We start from the raw sequence: 17,513 nt of genomic DNA on the forward strand, positions 1-17,513 counted from the left end.
GGAGCAATCATGCCCAGCTATGTCGCACTGATCTACACGCCCGACGTCGATTGGAGTGCCCCCGAGTACGCCGGCGAAATGGCCGAATACGGCGCCTTTGGCGAAGCGGCCGCGAGCGTCATTCGTGGCGGCGCGGCGCTGTACCACACCCCCACCGCGACGACCGTGCGAGTCACCGGCGGCAAGGGCGGCGATGTCGTGCTCAGTGACGGCCCCTACGCCGAGACCAAGGAGGCGCTGACCGGGTTCTACCTGCTCGAGTGCACCGACCTCGACGAGGCGATCAGGGTCGCGGCCATGATCCCCGGGGCCTGGAGCGGCGCCGTCGAGGTGCGCCCGGCGCTGCCGATGACCGCGCCGCCGGAATCAGCAACGGCCGCGGAGGCGCCCGCGCACTCCTCGGACGCACGCCCGACGTCGGTCACCACCTGAGGTGAATGACCCCGGCGGCGACCCGGCAGTCCCGCCCGCCCCGCACCTCGGCGAGCCCACGGCTCCGGTCGAGGTGCGGGGGCTCGCCGAGGTGCTGCGGCGCGAGCGGCGGCAGGTGCTCGCCTCGCTCACCCGGCTCACCGGCAACCTCGACCTCGCCGAAGACGCCGTGCAGGAGGCATCGATCATCGCCCTCGCGACCTGGCCGCGCACCGGCCTGCCGCCGAACCCGCGCGCGTGGCTGATCGTCGCCGCCAAACACCGGGCGATCGACGAGCTGCGCCGCGAGGCCGCCCGGCCCGGCAAGGAAAAGGAGGCGATCACCCTGGCCCTGCACCAAGCCCCCGACGACTTTCCGGTCGGGGTGCTGCGCGACGACCAGTTGCGCCTGATCTTCACCTGCTGCCACCCCGCGCTCGCGCCCGAGGCCCAGGTCGCGCTGAGCCTGCGTGTGCTCTGCGGCCTCAGCGTCGCCGAGGTCGCCGGGCTGCTGCTGGTGCCGGAGGCGACCATGTCCAAACGCCTGACGCGGGCGCGCGGCAAGATCGCGGCCGCGGGCATCCGCTACCGGGTGCCCGATGCGGCCGAGCTGCCCGAGCGGATGCGCCAGGTCGCCACGACCGTGTTTCTGCTGTTCACCGAGGGGTACGCCTCGCGCTCCGCCGGCCTGCACGAACGGCGCCAGCTCGCCGAGGAGGCCGTGCGGCTCGGCCGGTTGCTCGTGGCGCTGCTGCCGGGAGAGGCCGTGCTCGAGGGGCTGCTCGCGACGATGCTGCTGCAGCACTCCCGCCGGGAGGCCCGTTTCGACGCCGCCGGGGACATCGTGCTGCTCGCCGACCAAGACCGTGCCCGGTGGGATCGGGCGCTCGCCGCCGAGGGCGTGACCCGGGCGGCCGAGGCCATTCGCCTGAGCAGCGTCGTGCCCGAACGGTTCGCGGTCGTCGCGGCGATCGCCGCCTGCCACGCCCTCGCAGCGGATGCCGCCGCCACCGACTGGCGCTCCATCGTCGCCTGGTACGACGTGCTGGTTGTGCTGGATCCGAGTCCCGTCGTGCGACTCAACCGGGCCGCGGCCGTCGCCGAGAGCGGGGAGGCGGCGCTCGCGCTCGCCGAGGTGGAGGCGCTGACGGGGCTGGAGGGGTACTTCTGGTGGCACGCGAGCCGCGCGGAACTGTTGCGGCGGCTCGGGCGGCGGGAGGAGGCATCCGCTGCCGCGGTCGTCGCCGCGGGCCTCACCGAGAGCGCCGCCCAGCGCCGCCTGCTGGCCCGCCGCTACCCCTAGCGGGATAAGTCAGGGGCGCCAGGGACGAGGGTCGGTGGCTTTCGGGATGTCCTACCTGGCCGCCGGAGTGCCCGGCGCGAGTGGGCGCACATGGCCCCATGGCTGACGCGAGTGGGCGCAAATGGCCCCATGGGTCGCCTTCAAGGGGCGATATGCGCCCACTCGCGAAGCTAGCGTGGACCTCATGGGGCGATCGATATGCGCCCACTCGCGCCGCGAGCGTCCTGCGAGGGGCGCTACGCGGTGACGAGGGTGCGGGCGATGACCGAGGTGAAGAACGTGAGGCCGTCGACCCCGCTCGACATGGCCTCGGCGGTGTCGGGGCCGAACCCGGCCTCGACGGCGTGCTCGGGGTGCGGCATGAGGCCCACGACGTTGCCGCGAGCGTTGGTGACGCCGGCGATGTCGTTCTGGGACCCGTTCGGGTTGCCGAGGTAACGGGCGATGATGCGGCCCTCACCCTCGAGGCGTGCGAGGGTCTCGGCGGAGGCCATGAAGGAGCCTTCGCCGTTCTTCAGCGGGATGGTGATCTCCTGGTTGGACGTGAAACCGGTCGTCCAGTCGCTCGTCACGTTCTCGATGCGCAGACTCTGGTCGCGGCAGATGAACCGGCCCTGTTCGTTGCGGATCAGGCCGCCCTCGAGCAGGTGCGCCTCGGTCAGCATCTGGAAGCCGTTGCAGATTCCGAGCACGGGCATGCCGCCGTTGGCTGCGTCGATGACCTCGGCCATGATCGGCGAGAGGCTCGCGATCGCACCGGCGCGCAGGTAGTCGCCGTAGCTGAATCCGCCCGGCAGCACGAGGGCGTCGACGCCGTGCAGGTCGTGCTCGCCGTGCCAGAGGGCGACGGGCTCGGCGCCGGCGAGGCGGATCGCGCGCTGGGCATCCCGGTCGTCGAGCGATCCGGGAAAGGTGACGACGCCGATGCGCACTAGTTGACCGCCGCGGCAGTCTCGACGACGTGGATTCCCACGACGTCTTCGATCACGGAGTTGGAGAGCACGCTGTCGGCGAGCTCGGCGACGGCGGCGAGGGCCGCGGCATCCGCCGGACCGTCGACGGTGATTTCGAAACGCTTGCCGACGCGCACGGCACTGAACTGGGTCTGGCCCAGGCGGCCGAGGGCGCGGGCGACAGCCTTGCCCTGCGGGTCCAGCAGCTCGGCCTTGGGCATAACTTCAACGACGATTACAGACACGGTGCACTCCAGAAAGGCTCGAGGTGGATTCCCTGATTCTACAGGTCTGCGTTTCTCCAGGTCTGCGTTCGCTGTCTGTTCAGGCCGCTCCGCCGCTCTGCCCGATCAGGATGCCGCGCAGCACGTCCCGAATCGCGGCGACTCCTTCGTAGGTCTCCACGAAGCTCGTGCTGAGCGGAGCCATCCCGATGCGCAGGCCGTCGGGCGCCCGAAAGTCGGGGATCACGTCGTTCGCCCACAGAATCGTGGTCACCTGCCGCATCGCCGGGTGGTTGATCGTGACGTGCCCGCCGCGGTGGGTGCTTTCCCGGGGTGAGGCGACGGTGACGCCCATCGGCGCGAGCCAGTCGTCGACCAGGGTGAGGGCGAATTCGGTCAGCGCGACCGACTTGGCGCGCACCTCGGCGATCGTCGCCTGCTCGATCATGGCAATCGTGTCCTGCATCGCGAGCATGCCCACCACCGCGGGCGTGCCGCTCATGAAGCGACGGATGCCCGTGGCCGGCACGTATCCCGGCCCCATCAGGAAAATATCCTTGGTTCCCATCCAGCCCTGGATCGGCTGCGCCAGCACGTCCTGCAGGTCGCGGTGCACATACCCGAAGGCCGGAGCGCCCGGCCCGCCGCTGAGGTACTTGTAGGAGCAGCCGACGGCGAGGTCCACGTCGCAGAGGTCGAGCTCGACTGGAACCGAACCGACGGAGTGGCTGAGGTCCCAGAGCACGAGGGCGTCCTGGGTGTGGGCGACCCGGGTGATCGTCTTCATGTCGGCGAGAAAACCGGAGCGATAGGCGACGTGGCTGAGCAGCACGAGGGCGGTGTTCGGGCCTACGACCGCGCGCACCTGCTCCGGCGTGACGCCCGCCGCGGGATCGCTGGTAATCCAGCGCAGGGTGAGGCCGCGTTCGGCGGCGATGCCCTCGAGGATGTACCGGTCGGTGGGGAAATTGTCGCTGTCGAGCACGATCTCGGTGCGTCCGGGGCGGGCATCCACGGCGGCGCGGGCGAGCTTGTAGAGCAGCACGGTCGTGGAATCGCCGACGAAGACCTGCCCGGGCCCGGCGCCGAGCGCCGCCCGGCCGAGGTCGTCACCGATGCGCAGCGGCAGCTCCATCCATTCGTCGTCCCAGCCGCGGATCAGCCGGGTGCCCCACGCCCCGGTGATGAACGCGGCGATGCGCTCGGCGGCCGCCGTGGTCGGGCGGCCGAGGGAGTTGCCATCGAGGTAGGCGATTGGGTTGGGAAGCGGTGCTGACGGGTCGTCGCTCTCGGCCCTGGTGCCGATGAAGCGCGCGCGGTAGTGCCCGAGCCCGTCGATGCGGTCCTGTCGACGGGCGAACGCGAGGTGACTGTCGGTGAGCGGGGCGGTCGGGGTCATCGGAGAGCCTCTCGGGCGGCGGGGGTGGCAGGGCTGGACAGTGTTGTGGGGATGGGCAGGGGGCCGGCAACGCTGCGGGCGGTGCCGAGCCAGTCGGTGAAAGCCTGCGGCTCGGCAGGCTGTGGGCCGATGAGTCGAGTGTGGCGCACGGCCGGGCCCCAGTCGATGCCGAGCGCTGGTTCTGCGCCCCCGGCGCCGTCGGTGAGGGCCGCGATCACGGCATCCGGTGACAAACCGGCGGTCAGCAGCGCACGGATCTCCCGCGGATTGACCCCGACGGGCAACGGCCCGTTGCCGAGGTCGGTGCCGTAGAGCACCCGACCGCCCCGGGCATGAAAGCGGCGCAGGTTGTCGACCGCCGCGTCGAACTCACGGGCCGGGCGGCCCCAGCCGTGGATGTCGAGGGTGCTGATCCAGGTCAGGCGGGCTGCCATCGCGCCGATCAGATCGTCGCCCAGCCGCTCGCTGAACGGCGTGTGTGCGAACGCGTCGACGCCGGCCTCGAACGCGCGCTGGGCCTGGCCGTGGCCCTGCGCGTGCACGACCACGGCGACCCCCTGAGTATGGGCGTGGGCGACGATCGCGGCGAGCACCGTGTCGGAGAAGACCGGTCCGGCATCCGAATTCAGGGTGATTTTCACCACGGATGCGCCGCCCGCGAGCTGCAGATCGACCGCGGCTGTCGCATCCGTCGCTCCGGCAGTGCTGGTGACCTGGAAGACGCTGCCGGGCGGTGCCCAGGGCGCCCGGCTCGGGTAACCACCCGGGGCGGTGAGCAGTTGCCCGGCACCGCGGATCACGGGTGAAGGCCCCACGCCCGCGCCGAGCGGCCAGCCGCCGAGGTCGAGCACCCGGCTGATGCCGCCGGCCAGCAGCGCGGCCGGACCGGCCGCATCCGTCAGGGCCAGGTGAACGTGGGCGTCGAGGAACCCCGGCAGCGCGGTGTCGGTCATGACCCGATTTCGGTGCGCACCGCGAACAATTCGGGAAAGAAGGTGAGTTCGAGGGCCTTCTGCAGAAAAGCAGCGCCACTGGATCCGCCGGTGCCGTGCTTCATGCCGATGATGCGCTGCACGGTTTTCAGGTGCCGAAAACGCCAGAGCTGAAAGTTGTCCTCGAGGTCGACGAGCTCCTCGCAGGCCTCGTAGGCGGCCCAGTTCGTGTCGGCGTGCTCGTAGATGCCCCGGAACGTCTGCACCAGTTCGGGGTGCAGCACCCAGGCCTCGGTCACGTCACGCTCGAGTACCTCGGTCGGTACCGTATAGCCGACCCGGTCCAGGTAGCGGAGGAACTCGTCGTAGAGGCTCGGGGCCTCGAGCATCTCGGTGAGCAGGGCGTGGGCATCCGGGTCGGACTCGAACACGCTGAGCATGCGCCGATTTTTGTTGCCGAGCGCGAACTCCACGGCCCGGTACTGGTACGACTGGAATCCGCTGGAATTGCCGAGAAAGCCGCGAAACTGGGCGTATTCGGTGGGCGTGAGCGTCGCGAGCACCGACCACTGCTCGGTCAGGGTGCGCTGGATGTGCTTGACCCGGGCGATGCGTTTCAGAGCCGGGGCGAGGTCGTCGCGGCGCAGCGATTGCGTCGCCGCACGTAGCTCGTGCAGCACCAGTTTGAGCCAGAGCTCGGTGGTCTGGTGTTGGATGATGAAGAGCAGCTCGTCATGGTGCTCCGGTTCCCTGACCGGTTTCTGGGCACCGAGCAGGGTGTCGAGGTCGAGGTAGGTGCCGTAGCTCATCCGCTCCCGAAAATCGGTCACGATCTCTGGATCGAACTCCCGCGTGTTGTTCTCGACCGGCACGAGTGCTCCGTTTCCTGTGGCTGGCCCGCGCGTCACGGCATGGGTCCTGCTCTGAATTCTGCGGGCTGCCGCGCTCGGGCGCAACACGGTGCCCGCCAAATCTGACGCCCGGGGTGTCCGTGTGCGGCGACACGCGGGGGGCCGAAAACTATTCCGTGAATCTGGGCGCGTGATACCACGAATCACGGAGGTTTCCCTCCGAGTGACCCAGACACGGCACCTAGAATCAACTCCATGACTTCGTCCGCACGCGCTCCCCAGGACCGGCCGCAACCCCGGCGCCGCGATGCGCGGCAGAACCGGGAGCGCCTGCTCACCGAGGCCCGGGCCCTGATCGCCGTCAATGGCGTCGACGCTTCGCTCGAGGAAATCGCCCGTCGCGCCGAGGTGGGCGTGGCCACGCTGTACCGCAACTTCCCGACCCGCGACGACCTCGTGCGGGCCCTCTACGAGCTCGCCCTCGCCGAACTCGCCGCCGTGCAGGACGAAATCACGGCAGCCGACACCGCGTGGGACGGCGTGGTCATCTACGCCGAACGCGTTGCCGAATGGCTCGTCGCCGACCCATCGCTGCCGCCGATCGTGAAGCGGATGTCCAGCCTCGACCCGGGCGCCCGGCCCGCCACCGACTTCGAGTCCGTCATCGCGGCGCTCGTGGCGCAGGCGAAGAAAGACGGCGCGCTGCGCGCCGACGTCGACGCGGCGGACATCGCCGTGTTGGTCACGATGGTCGGTTCGCTCGGCGGCCTCGGAAACGGCTACGCGGGCCAGTGGCGCCGCCAGCTCAGTATCGTGCTCGACGGCCTGCGCGCCGCCGACAAGCCGCGCACGAAACTGCCCGGCCGCCCGCTCAAGGGCAAGGAGTTCCAGGCCACCGTCTACGGCCTGACCCGCCGCGCCAAGCGCGCCGCCCGAGGCCCCGCCAAGTCCTGACCCGCTCCAGCGGCCGCCCGCTTCGACCGTCACACGGCTGCGCGGCTCCCGGTCGTTGATGCGCCCACAGGCGGTGGCTCCGGCCGTCGTGCGCCTCAAAGCTGCTGACGCGCCTCAAACTTGCCGGCCGTCGTGCGCCTCAAAGGTGCTCGTGCGCCGCAAACTTGCACTCCAGAATGCTCATGCGCCCGAAAGCTGCTCGTGCGCCTGGCAGGCCACGCGCACGAGCAGTTTTCGGCGCATGAAGGTACCGGGGTGCCGCTTTTGCCTGCACGAGCAGCTTTCGGCGCACGAGCGGCCCGAGCGCCGGCGGCTGGTGCTGGCCCCGACGAACTGACGTCGTGCGCACAATCACGTTTGGGGGCCTAGCCGCACCGGCACCGGCAGCCACACCGAAACGTCGCCGAACCGAAACGCTGGCGCGGCGGTCAGTGCGCGGCGGTCAGTGCGCGGCGGTCAGTGCGCGGCGCGTACGAGGATGCGGTTCGCCCACGGGTCGTCGAAGCCGAGGGTCTGCCCGTCGTGACGGGTCTCGACGCCGTAGTGGGACATCCGCTCGCTGAGGGCGCCGATGTCACCGGTGCCGGGCACCACGATGCTGACCTCGCCGAGGCCGAGCGCCAGACGGCGGCGACCGGCACCCTGGCTCTGCCAGGTGTTCATGGCCATGTGGTGGTGGTACCCGCCGGCCGAGACGAACAGGGCGCTGGGCCCGAAGTTCGCGGTGGCCTCGAAGCCGAGGCGGTTCACGTAGAACTCGCGGGCGCTCGCCACATCGCCGACCGAGAGGTGGATGTGGCCGACGACCGCGGGGCCGTGGGTCGGGTCTGCAGCGCTCGCCTCGGTCAGGTGCTCGCCGATGAAGGCGTTCGGATCGAGGGCCAGGGTCGCCATTTCGACCTGGCCGTGGGTCCAGCTCCACAGGGTGCGGTCGCGGTCCCAGTACAGCTCGATGCCGTTGCCCTCGGGGTCTGTGAAGTAAAAGGCCTGGCTGACCAGGTGATCGGCGCTGCCCGTGAAGGTGCCCGGATGCTTCGTACCGACCGAGTAGACGGCTTTCGCGAGCTCGGTCTGCGTCTCGAACAGGATGGCCGTGTGAAAGAGTCCGGCCGAGCGGGGTTCGGCGGCCGCGAGCTCGGGAGCGTGCTGCAGGATCACGATCGGTGTCGTGCCGCGGCCGAGCACCGCGACCGGGCCGATGTGGCTGATGAGGTCGAGGGTCACCGCGTCGCGGTAGTACGCGATGAGGGTGTCGAGGTTGCCAGCGCGCAGGGTCACGGCGCCCATGTTCGTGTCGGCGGCGAGCAGGTCTTTTCGAGTGGTGGTCACGGTCATGTCAACGGATGCCGCACCCCCGGTATTCCGCCGTGCCGGCACGGAGCTGCCCCCCGTTTGACCGGGTGGGCGGCCCGGCCGTGGCACAGCCCTGAGCCGTCGTGCGGGATCAGTCCTCGTGCAACTGGATCAGGTTGCCGCATCCGTCGTCGAAGACGGCTGTGGTGCCCGAGAAGTCGGTGGTCGGAGCGCTCGTGAACCGCACGCCGAGGGCGCGCAGGCGGTCGTATTCGGCCTGCACGTCGGGGGTGCCGAACACGATGGCGGGGATTCCGAGGCGGTGCAGGCCGCTCTGGTAGGTCTTGGCGACCTTGGTGTCGCTGGGCTCCAGCAGCAGCCCGGGGCCGTTTGGATCGCCCTGGGCCTGCACGATGTAGAGCGCGTGCTCGGGCACGCGCATGAGCTCGACGAAGCCGAGCATCTCGGTGTAGAACGTGAACGCGGCGGAAGGATCGTCAACGTGAACGCTGCACATCTTGATTCTCATGATCCCGACAGTACCCGGCGCCACCGACATCCGTCATTCAGCACGGGCTGCCCCGACATTCGGGGACATTCGCGCCGTCGGGGCGGCGGGGCGTTTACGCGGCGGTCAGACGCTCGAGCAGCTCGCGGTACCGGGCCGCGGTCTGCTCCACGATCTCGGGCGGCAACAGCGGCGGGGTGCCGGTCTCGTCCCAGTGGGCGGCGAGCCAGTTGCGCACGATCTGCTTGTCGAAGCTTTCCATGCGTTCTTCCGGGGTCGCCGCGTTCTGCCAGCGGGCGAGGTCCCAGTAGCGGCTCGAGTCACTCGTGAGCACCTCGTCGGCGAGGGTCGTGATGCCGGTCTGCCGGTTCGCGCCGAACTCGAACTTGGTGTCGGCGAGAATCACGCCGGCGGCCTCGGCGATCGTCGACGCCGTGCGGTACAGCGCGAGCGACAGGTCGCGGAGTTCTGCCGCGACGGCAGGGCCGACGAGTTCGACGGTGCGTTCGAAGCTGATGTTCTCGTCGTGCTGGCCCATCGGGGCTTTCCATGCGGGCGTGTAGATCGGCTCGGGCAGTCGGTCGCCGTTCTGCAGCCCGGCCGGCAGGGCAATGCCGCAGACGGACTGCGAGACGAGGTACTCCTTGTAGCCGGAGCCGGTGAGGTACCCGCGCACGACGCACTCGATCGGGAACATGTCGAGCATGGAGCAGAGCAGCGCTCGCCCGGCGACCTCGGCCGGGATCAGGCCGCGCACGGTGTCGCCGACGAGTTCGTGGTCGGCGATGAGGTGGTTGGGCACGTCGGTGAGACGGTCGAACCACCACAGGCTCAGGGTCGTGAGCAGCTCGCCTTTGCCCGGGATTCCCGGCTCGAGCACGTGGTCGAACGCGCTGACCCGGTCGCTGGCGACCACGAGCACCCGGGAGGCGGTCGCGAGGTCGGCCGGGGCATCCGCTGCCTGCACGTAGAGGTCGCGCACCTTGCCCGAATAGACGGGCGTCCACCCGTCGAGGGCGATGGATGCGGGGGACGCGTACTCAGATTGGCTCACCCGTTCATTCTCCCGCATCCGCACCCGGCATAACTCCTGCTGAAGTCTGAGCGCCGACGCAATCACGGGCGTGTTCGGGCGCTCGGCAGCAGAGAGCAGGAGTTATGCCGTTCTGACTCGCCCCCGAACACCCGAACCCGGGAATCAGGCGACGCGGGCCGCGATGTCGGTGCGAAACTGCGAGCCGGCGAGGGTGATCTGGTCCACGGCTTCGTAGGCGCGGTCGCGGGCCTCGCCGAAGTCGGCGCCGACGGCGACCACGCTCAGCACCCGGCCGCCGGTTGACACGAGTGCGCCGCCCTGCACGGCGGTCGCCGCGTGGGCGATCGTGACCCCGTCAACGGCGGATGCCTCGGCCAGCCCGGTGATCTCGCGCCCGGTTTGCGGGGTGCCCGGGTAGTTCTCACTGGCGAGAACGACCGTCACGGCCACGTCGGAGGAGAACTGCGGCCAGGGCAGGGCCGCGAGTGCGCCGGTCGAGGCCGCGAGCAGCAGGCCCGAGAGCGGGGTGACCAGGCGCGGCAGCACGACCTGCGTCTCCGGGTCGCCGAACCGCGCGTTGAACTCGATGACCCGGATGCCGTCGGTGGTCAGGATGAGCCCGCAATAGAGCAGTCCGACGAACGGGGTGCCCTCCTTCGCGAGCTGCGCGATCGTCGGGGTGGCGACGGTCTCGATGATCTCGGTGATGAAGGCCTGCTCAGAGCCGAATTCGGTGTCGAGCCAGGGCAGTGGGGAGTAGGCGCCCATGCCGCCGGTGTTCGGTCCGGCGTCGTTGTTGCCGAGGCGCTTGTAGTCCTGGGCGGGGGAGAGCGGGCGCACGGTCTCGCCGTCGCTGAGCAGAAACAGCGAGATCTCCTGGCCGTCGAGGAACTCCTCGATCAGCACGCTGCCGTGTTCGAGCCAGAACACCGTGTGATCGATCGCTGCGGCGCGGTCCTCGGTGACCAGCACGCCCTTGCCGGCGGCGAGGCCGTCGGCCTTCACGACATAGGGGGCGCCGAACTCGTCGAGGGCCGCTTCGGCCTCGGCCAGGGTGCCGGCCCGCACGGCGCGGCCGGTGGGCACGCCGGCCTCGTGCATGATGCGCTTGGCGAAGGTCTTGCTTCCTTCGAGGGCGGCGGCGGCCTTGCTCGGGCCGAACACCGGAATGCCGCGTTCCCGCAGCGCGTCGGCGACGCCGGCGACGAGGGGCGCCTCCGGGCCGATCACGACGAGGTCCATCGCGTGCTCGATCGCGTACGCGGTCACGACGACCGGGTCGTTCGCGTCGAGCGGCACGACGGGTACGTTTCCGGCGATGCCGGCGTTGCCGGGGGCCGCGGTGATCGCGTGCCCGGGGCTCTCGCGCAGCAGGGCGGTGATGATGGCGTGCTCGCGGGCACCGGATCCGAGTACAAGAATTCTCACCGGTTCAGGTTACCGGATGCCGCGGCCCCCCTTCGAGGCCGCGCGGTGGCTCGCGATCGGGCAGACTTGATCCATGGCACGAGCACGAATTGACGACGGCGCGGGCACGGTGGCCGTGCGCGCGGCGCTCGCCGACGGGAAAAACGCGAGCCGAGACATCCGTGCGCAGGCGGTGCGGTACACCCTGCAGCTGCTCGCCGAGCAGGCCGAGGGCAACACGCTCGAGGTGCGCGTGCCGCCCTTCGGCGCCACCCAGTGCATGGCCGGACCCCGCCACACCCGCGGCACCCCGCCGAACGTCGTCGAAACGGATGCCGACACCTGGCTGGCCCTGGCCACCGGCGCCCTGACCTGGGCCGACGGGGTCGCAACCGGCGCGATCCACGCCTCGGGGCAGCGCGCCGACCTCACCGGGCTCGTGCCCGTGCTGCCGCTCTAGCGCTGCCACTCCACCAGGCGTGTCGCTTCAGCGCGCCTAATTCGTGGATATAACCCCTGTCGTTCATGTGGTGGACACCCGGTAAACCCCCGGTATCCCTAGCGTGGGGTCGCCCTGCCCCACGATCGAAGGCCAGCCTCCGTGCAGATTTCGCGCCACGCCACCCGTCACACCCCGCTCGCCGCGGGGCTCGTCCTGCTGCTGGCGCTCGCCGCCGCCGCGGCGGCCCCGATATCGTCGGCGCGGGCCGCCACGGAACCGGCGGCGACGGATGCCTTCCCCCTCGTGGTCACGGAGATCACCCCCGACGTCGTCGGCTACGACAACTTCGAGTTCTTCGAGGTCACCAACACGACCGATGTCGACATCGACCTGACCGCCGCCGGCATCGGGCTGAGCTACATTTTCGCCGACTCCGATGACCGTGCCAAGGACGTGCCCTTCACCGTCCCGGCGGACACGGTCATCGCCGCCGGCGATTCCACCGTGTTCTGGGTCGACTACACCTCCGGCAACGTGGACACGTCGGTCGTCACCGAGAACGACTTCCGCGCCCACTTCGCCGAGGTCGGGGCTCCCGCCGCGGACTACCCGCTCGTGCGGGTCACCGGCCAGGCGGGCCTGGCGAACTCCGGTGGGCGCGGCATCCGAATCACCGACGCCACGAACGCTTCGATCGGCTGGGCCTACTACCCGAGCGGGTCGGTCGGTGTCGACGCGAGCGCGCACTTCGCCGCTCCGACGGATGCGTCCGCCCGCTCACTGACTCTGGTGCAGTCCCAGGGCGCCCCGACCCCCGGCGACGCAAGCCCGGTCACGGAGTCGACCCCGACCGCGACGCCGTCGCCCACCCCAACCGCCACGCCGACCGCCCCGTCGCTCATGGTCACCGAGATCACGCCCGACAACGCCGGCTACGACAACTTCGAGTTCTTCGAGGTCACGAACACCACGAACGCCGACATCGACCTCACCACCGCGGGCATCGGCCTGAACTACATCTACGCCGACTCCGACAGCCGGGTGACCGACGTGCCCTTCACCGTCCCGGCGAACACCGTCATCGCCGCTGGCGACTCCACGGTGTTCTGGCTCGACTACTCCACCGGCACGGTCGACACGCAGGCCTTCACCGAAGCCGACTTCCGCGCGCACTTCGCCAGCGCCGAGACACCGTCAAACAGCTACCCGGTCGTGCGCGTCACCGGCCAGCCCGGAATGGCCAACGGCGGCGACCGCGGCGTGCGCATCGTCGACGCGGCATCTGCCAGCATCAGCTGGTCGTTCTACCCGGCCGGGTCGGTGGCGACCGACGCGAGCGCCCACTTCGGCGCTCCCACCGACGGGCTGTCGGCCGCGCTGATCCGGAGCCAGGGCGTACCGACTCCCGGCGACGCCGACCCGGTCATGACCGACCCGGCACCGACCAGCACGCCCACCGCCGAGCCCACCTCGACTCCGATCCCCACCGCCACGGCCACCCCCGACCCGACCACGGTCACCGCGCCGCTGCAGATCACCGAGATCACCCCCGACACCACCAACGTCGGCACCGGCGACGGCTTCGAGTTCATCGAGGTCTACAACGCGACCTCCGCGCCGGTGGACTTCAGCGACTACACGCTGAACTACCTCTACCCGCTCGCCGACCTCACCAACAGCTCGACCCTGCGTTGGCCGGCCGTGCCCGCTGACGTCGTCATTCCGGCCGGCGACACCCTCGTCTTCTGGGTCAAGAACGGCCAGAACGACGACCTCACCGGCGCCGACTTCAACGCCCAGTTCGGCTCCGACCTCACCCTCGGCACCGATCTCGTCGAGGTCTTCGTCGGAGGCCTGGCCAACGGGGCTGCGCGCGGCATCGAGATCATCAGCAACACCGGATTCAGCGTCAACACCGCCTACTACAACCTCGAGGGCGTCAAGGATGTCACCGCCAACCTCGGCATCCAGTACGGCGCCGACCCGGCCAACCCTGCCCGCCAGGTGAAGCTCGGCGCGATCGCGGCCAACCCCGGCCTGGTCTTCGCCGAGCAGGTGCCCGCCGGCCTCATGATCGTCGCCGACGACACCACCGAGCCGGTCATCACCGACCACACCGTCGACGAGATCGATTCCACGCAGAACTTCGTGCTCTCCGCCACGGTCACCGACGACGTGCAGGCCCGAACCGTGACCCTGCACCTGAAGAGCAACCTCGACACCGATTACCTCGAGCTGAACATCGCGACGGATGGCGCCGACGGCTACCAGCACATCCTCCAGTCCGTCGACCTCACCGGTAAAAGCTGGTACGAGTACTACTTCTCGGCCACCGACGGTCACAACCCGACCACGACTCCCGTGACCCGGGTCGCGCTCACCGGCGTGGACACCTCCCCGGTGCGCCTGAACGTCGAGGATGACCAGTACCTCGCCGGCCCCAGCACGCTGTCGGCGGCCGGCGACGCCTATCCGTCCGGCCTCACGCTGAACGTGGATGGGACATCCGTCGCCACGACACCCCGGCTGGAGAGCGAGCCGCAGTTCGTGTTCGAGGCCACCGCCGTCGACACCTACTTCAAGAACGGCGTGCTCGTCGGCGACGACATTCTGCAGATCTTCGACGACGGCATCTACGAGGGCTGGGACACCATCGCCACCCCGGTACCCCTCGGCTACGTGCACGACGGCCAGGACCTCGTGGTCAGCATCTACGCCGGCACCAAGGTCGCCCCCGAAATCGACCTCGACGAGAACAATGACGACTTCCAGGTGCGCAACCTGCGCCTCGTTCTGCCCGACGGCCGCACCCTCGCCCCGGTCGGCTACTCCGACCCGACGCTCGCGCTCAGCATGGGCGACAGCGCCGGCAAGCTCGACTTCTACGACGCCCACTTCACCATTCCGGCGGATGCCTACACCGCCGTCGAACACGTCTGGGACACCACGCTCACCGCCGACGGCACCCACACGGTCGGTGCCGGCAACGGCTCGAGCGAGGTGACCCGGCAGGTCATCGTCGACAACCTCGCACCGACCATCACGACCGACGTCGAAGAACGCCTCTACCAGGGTGAGTTCATGATCGACGGCGAGGCGACGGATGCCGGCGCCGGCCTCGACTCCCTCACCGCGACCCTCGACGGCCGCGCCATCGAACTGCCCTATGCGACCTCCTCGATCCAACTGGCCGACGGCGAACACACCTTCGTGCTCACCGCGCGGGACCTGATCGGCAACGAATCGACGACCACAACGGTCTTCTCGACCCCGGTCGAAGAGCCCGGCAACGAGCTCATCACCCCGCTCGACGGCACCGAGATCGCGGTCGACGACGGTGGCACCGAGCTCACGGCCCGAGCGACCGACCCGACCGGCGACGCTCTCACGGTGACCCTGAACGAGGGCGACCGCATCACCGCCGGCGACGAGCCGGTGCGCGAATACTCCGGCGTGACCGGCACCGCGAACAGCCTGGATCGCCCCGAGAAGCAGCTGCTCTCGGCCGAGCAGGTCACGTCGATGGCACGCCTCGACGACGTCACCGAGACGGTCTCCTCCGACGAGGCGTTCCCGTACCAGCTGTTCGAAGTGGATGTCCCGGCCGACTCCGGCGACGATTTCACGGCCCGGGTGCGTTGGGACGGCACCGCGAACGCCGACGCGAAGGTGCTGCTGTACGTGCAGAACCACACGACCGGAGCCTGGGAGGAATTCGACCGGCAGGTGACGATCGGCGAGGGTGCCACCGATTTGACCCTTGACGCGATGGTGCCCGCCGCGGGCCACGTGGCCAACGGGGTCATCACGGTGCTGATCCAGCACTCGGAGGGCTTCGCCGGCGCCAACCTGTCGGACCGCACCAGCACCCTGCCGGCCAACAACGTGAACGACACCGCGCGGTCGAGCTACGACTTCACCCTCGGCTGGGAGTCCGACACGCAGTACTACAACGACTCGTATTACCAGCGCCAGCTCGACATCCACGACTACCTGCTCGAGCAGCGCGAGGCGATCAACCTGCAGTACCTGTTCCACACCGGCGATATCGTCGACAACCACTACGAGACCCGCCAGTGGGAGAACGCGGATGCCGCGTACACGATGCTCGACGAGGTCGCCCTGCCCTACGGGGTGCTCGCCGGCAACCACGACGTGGGCCACAAGGAGATCGACTACGCGCCATACAGCGCCTGGTTCGGGGACGCTCGCTATGACGCCAACCCGTGGTTCGGCGGCAGCTTCGAGGACAACCGCGGCCATTACGACCTGATCACGGCCGGTGGCAACGACTTTCTCATGCTCTACATGGGCTGGGCGCCCACGCAGGACGGCATCGACTGGCTCAACGAGGTGCTCGAGCAGTATCCCGAGCGCACCGCGATCCTCAACCTGCACGAGTACATGCTGACCACCGGCGGCCTGGGCGAGATTCCGCAGCAGATCTACGACGAGGTCATCACCCCCAACGCCAACGTCGCGATGGTCTTCTCCGGCCACTACCACGACGCCTACACCCGGGTCGATGGCTTCGACGACGACGGCGACGGGGTCGATGACCGTCAGGTCTACCAGATGCTCTTCGACTACCAGGGCCTGCCCGAGGGCGGCCAGTCGTTCCTGCGGCTGCTGCAGTTCGACAATGAGACCGAGCAGATCGGCGTGCGCACCTATTCGCCCTACCTCGACGCCTACAATTCCGAGGACCCGTCGCTGGAAGACGAGCACCAGGACTTCACCGTTCCGTACGCCGCTTTCGGCCTGACGCCCACGGTCAAGACCCTGGCGACGGATGCCTTCACCGTCGATATCCTGACGACCACCCAGATCGCCGCCTTCGAGAATGTCGAGAGCGGCACCGAGGTCACCGCGGCCTGGAACCCGGGGGTCGGCACCCACGGCTGGTACGCGTTCAGCGAGGACCCGTACGGCGCGACCGCGTTCTCCGAGGTGCGCCGACTCACCGTCGCGGCGGCCGTGGTGCCCGAGGTGGAGGTGCCGGTCGAGGTGCCCGCGGTTGAGGTGCCCGCCGAGGTGCCGGCCGAGGTTCCGGGAACGGGAGCCGCGGCATCCGCTGCCGCCGGCTCGAACCGCCCCGCGACGCCCCGCGGGCCGGCCACGGGGTCCGGCGCCCTGAGCGCTGCCGCGGTCGCGGCTGCTGAGGCGCTCGCCGACACCGCCGCTGTCGAGGCCGCTGAGGCTGAGGAGGGTGAAGAAAGCGCCAATTCTGAAGACTCCACCGATTCGAGTGGCCCGGGTGATTCCGAGTCGACGGATGCCGCGCTCGACACCGTCGACAGCGTCGGCGGCCTCGGTGGCTGGGCGATCGCGCTCATCACCCTCGCGGTGCTGGCCGGGCTCGCGCTCGCCGTCGCCGCGGTGCGGATGGTCAAGGCCCGACGACTCTGATCGGGGCGGGTCAGCGTTCGAGAGTGTGTGGGGTGTGGGGTGTGGGGTGCTCGGAGAACGGCACAGTGCGCCAACGATGATGCCTCGGGTCGGTTGGGCTGTCGGCCCACCTCCGCGGTCGTCGGGGAGCACCCGACGCGCGCGAAGTGTCACAGGTGGCCCCTTGAGCCGAATATCGCCCCGTGAAGTGTCAGAGAATGCCCCTGGGGTCGTGACTCTGCCGGCGAAACTGCCGCGGTGGGCCCGTCGTGCCAGGGATCGCCCCGCGAAGTGTCACAGATGGCCCCTTGGGCCGACAATCGGCCCGTGAAGTGTCAAAGAATGCCCCATGAATTCGATTCAAGGGGCGTTCTTTGACACTTCGTGCGCGCCATGGGGCCATCTCTGACAC

At 69.4% G+C, this 17,513-nt stretch carries 14 protein-coding genes; 5 read left to right on the forward strand and 9 right to left on the reverse strand.

What is annotated here, in order from left to right; all coding sequences use genetic code 11:
- Positions 1-9 precede the first annotated feature (9 nt).
- Both D6T64_RS08095 and D6T64_RS08100 read left to right on the forward strand, forming a co-directional pair.
- Positions 10-432, forward strand: coding sequence for a YciI family protein (locus D6T64_RS08095; protein ID WP_119974014.1), 423 nt, complete (start codon positions 10-12; stop codon positions 430-432).
- A 1-nt stretch (position 433) separates the two neighbouring features.
- The gene (locus D6T64_RS08100; protein ID WP_233550941.1) at positions 434-1,714 is read left to right on the forward strand and encodes an RNA polymerase sigma factor; all 1,281 of its coding nucleotides are present in this window, start codon (positions 434-436) and stop codon (positions 1,712-1,714) included.
- A gap of 236 nt (positions 1,715-1,950) precedes the next feature.
- On the opposite strand, the gene purQ is transcribed toward D6T64_RS08100, so the two are convergent.
- From purQ to kynA, 5 genes are all read right to left on the reverse strand, one after another.
- Positions 1,951-2,646 (reverse strand): phosphoribosylformylglycinamidine synthase subunit PurQ, encoded by a 696-nt coding sequence (gene purQ, locus D6T64_RS08105; protein WP_119974016.1) that lies wholly within the window; start codon positions 2,644-2,646, stop codon positions 1,951-1,953.
- Positions 2,646-2,912, reverse strand: a complete 267-nt coding sequence (gene purS / locus D6T64_RS08110) for a phosphoribosylformylglycinamidine synthase subunit PurS (RefSeq protein ID WP_119974018.1) — start codon at positions 2,910-2,912, stop codon at positions 2,646-2,648. The genes purQ and purS overlap by 1 nt, the downstream gene beginning before the upstream one ends.
- A 79-nt stretch (positions 2,913-2,991) precedes the next feature.
- Positions 2,992-4,290, reverse strand: coding sequence for a kynureninase (locus D6T64_RS08115; protein WP_119974020.1), 1,299 nt, complete (start codon positions 4,288-4,290; stop codon positions 2,992-2,994).
- Positions 4,287-5,243, reverse strand: a complete 957-nt coding sequence (locus D6T64_RS08120; protein WP_119974023.1) for an amidohydrolase family protein — start codon at positions 5,241-5,243, stop codon at positions 4,287-4,289. Before D6T64_RS08120 ends, D6T64_RS08115 begins: the two co-directional genes overlap by 4 nt.
- On the reverse strand, positions 5,240-6,094 hold the full coding sequence (gene kynA, locus D6T64_RS08125; protein WP_119974025.1) for a tryptophan 2,3-dioxygenase: 855 nt from the start codon (positions 6,092-6,094) through the stop codon (positions 5,240-5,242). Before kynA ends, D6T64_RS08120 begins: the two co-directional genes overlap by 4 nt.
- Positions 6,095-6,328: 234 nt before the next feature.
- Between kynA and D6T64_RS08130 the strand changes: the two genes are divergently transcribed.
- On the forward strand, positions 6,329-7,027 hold the full coding sequence (locus tag D6T64_RS08130; RefSeq protein ID WP_119974027.1) for a TetR/AcrR family transcriptional regulator: 699 nt from the start codon (positions 6,329-6,331) through the stop codon (positions 7,025-7,027).
- Positions 7,028-7,483: 456 nt separating this feature from the next.
- On the opposite strand, the gene D6T64_RS08135 is transcribed toward D6T64_RS08130, so the two are convergent.
- The 4 genes from D6T64_RS08135 to purD all read right to left on the reverse strand — a co-directional run bounded on the left by D6T64_RS08135 (position 7,484) and on the right by purD (position 11,292).
- Complete coding sequence (locus D6T64_RS08135; RefSeq protein WP_119974030.1) at positions 7,484-8,362, reverse strand: VOC family protein; 879 nt, start codon at positions 8,360-8,362, stop codon at positions 7,484-7,486.
- 109 nt (positions 8,363-8,471) lie between these two features.
- Positions 8,472-8,849 (reverse strand): VOC family protein, encoded by a 378-nt coding sequence (locus D6T64_RS08140; protein WP_119974113.1) that lies wholly within the window; start codon positions 8,847-8,849, stop codon positions 8,472-8,474.
- A 94-nt stretch (positions 8,850-8,943) separates the two neighbouring features.
- The gene (locus tag D6T64_RS08145; RefSeq protein ID WP_119974032.1) at positions 8,944-9,900 is read right to left on the reverse strand and encodes a phosphoribosylaminoimidazolesuccinocarboxamide synthase; all 957 of its coding nucleotides are present in this window, start codon (positions 9,898-9,900) and stop codon (positions 8,944-8,946) included.
- 126 nt (positions 9,901-10,026) lie between these two features.
- On the reverse strand, positions 10,027-11,292 hold the full coding sequence (gene purD, locus D6T64_RS08150) for a phosphoribosylamine--glycine ligase (protein ID WP_119974034.1): 1,266 nt from the start codon (positions 11,290-11,292) through the stop codon (positions 10,027-10,029).
- 73 nt (positions 11,293-11,365) lie between these two features.
- Here purD and D6T64_RS08155 point away from each other — a divergent pair, with 73 nt between their 5' ends.
- Both D6T64_RS08155 and D6T64_RS08160 read left to right on the forward strand, forming a co-directional pair.
- Positions 11,366-11,731, forward strand: coding sequence for a sterol carrier family protein (locus tag D6T64_RS08155; RefSeq protein WP_119974037.1), 366 nt, complete (start codon positions 11,366-11,368; stop codon positions 11,729-11,731).
- A 141-nt stretch (positions 11,732-11,872) separates the two neighbouring features.
- Positions 11,873-17,122, forward strand: coding sequence for a lamin tail domain-containing protein (locus tag D6T64_RS08160; RefSeq protein WP_119974039.1), 5,250 nt, complete (start codon positions 11,873-11,875; stop codon positions 17,120-17,122).
- Positions 17,123-17,513: the final 391 nt, after the last annotated feature.

Origin of the sequence: Cryobacterium melibiosiphilum (assembly GCF_003602235.1) — a bacterium.
Classification (GTDB): Bacteria; Actinomycetota; Actinomycetes; order Actinomycetales; family Microbacteriaceae; genus Cryobacterium; species Cryobacterium melibiosiphilum.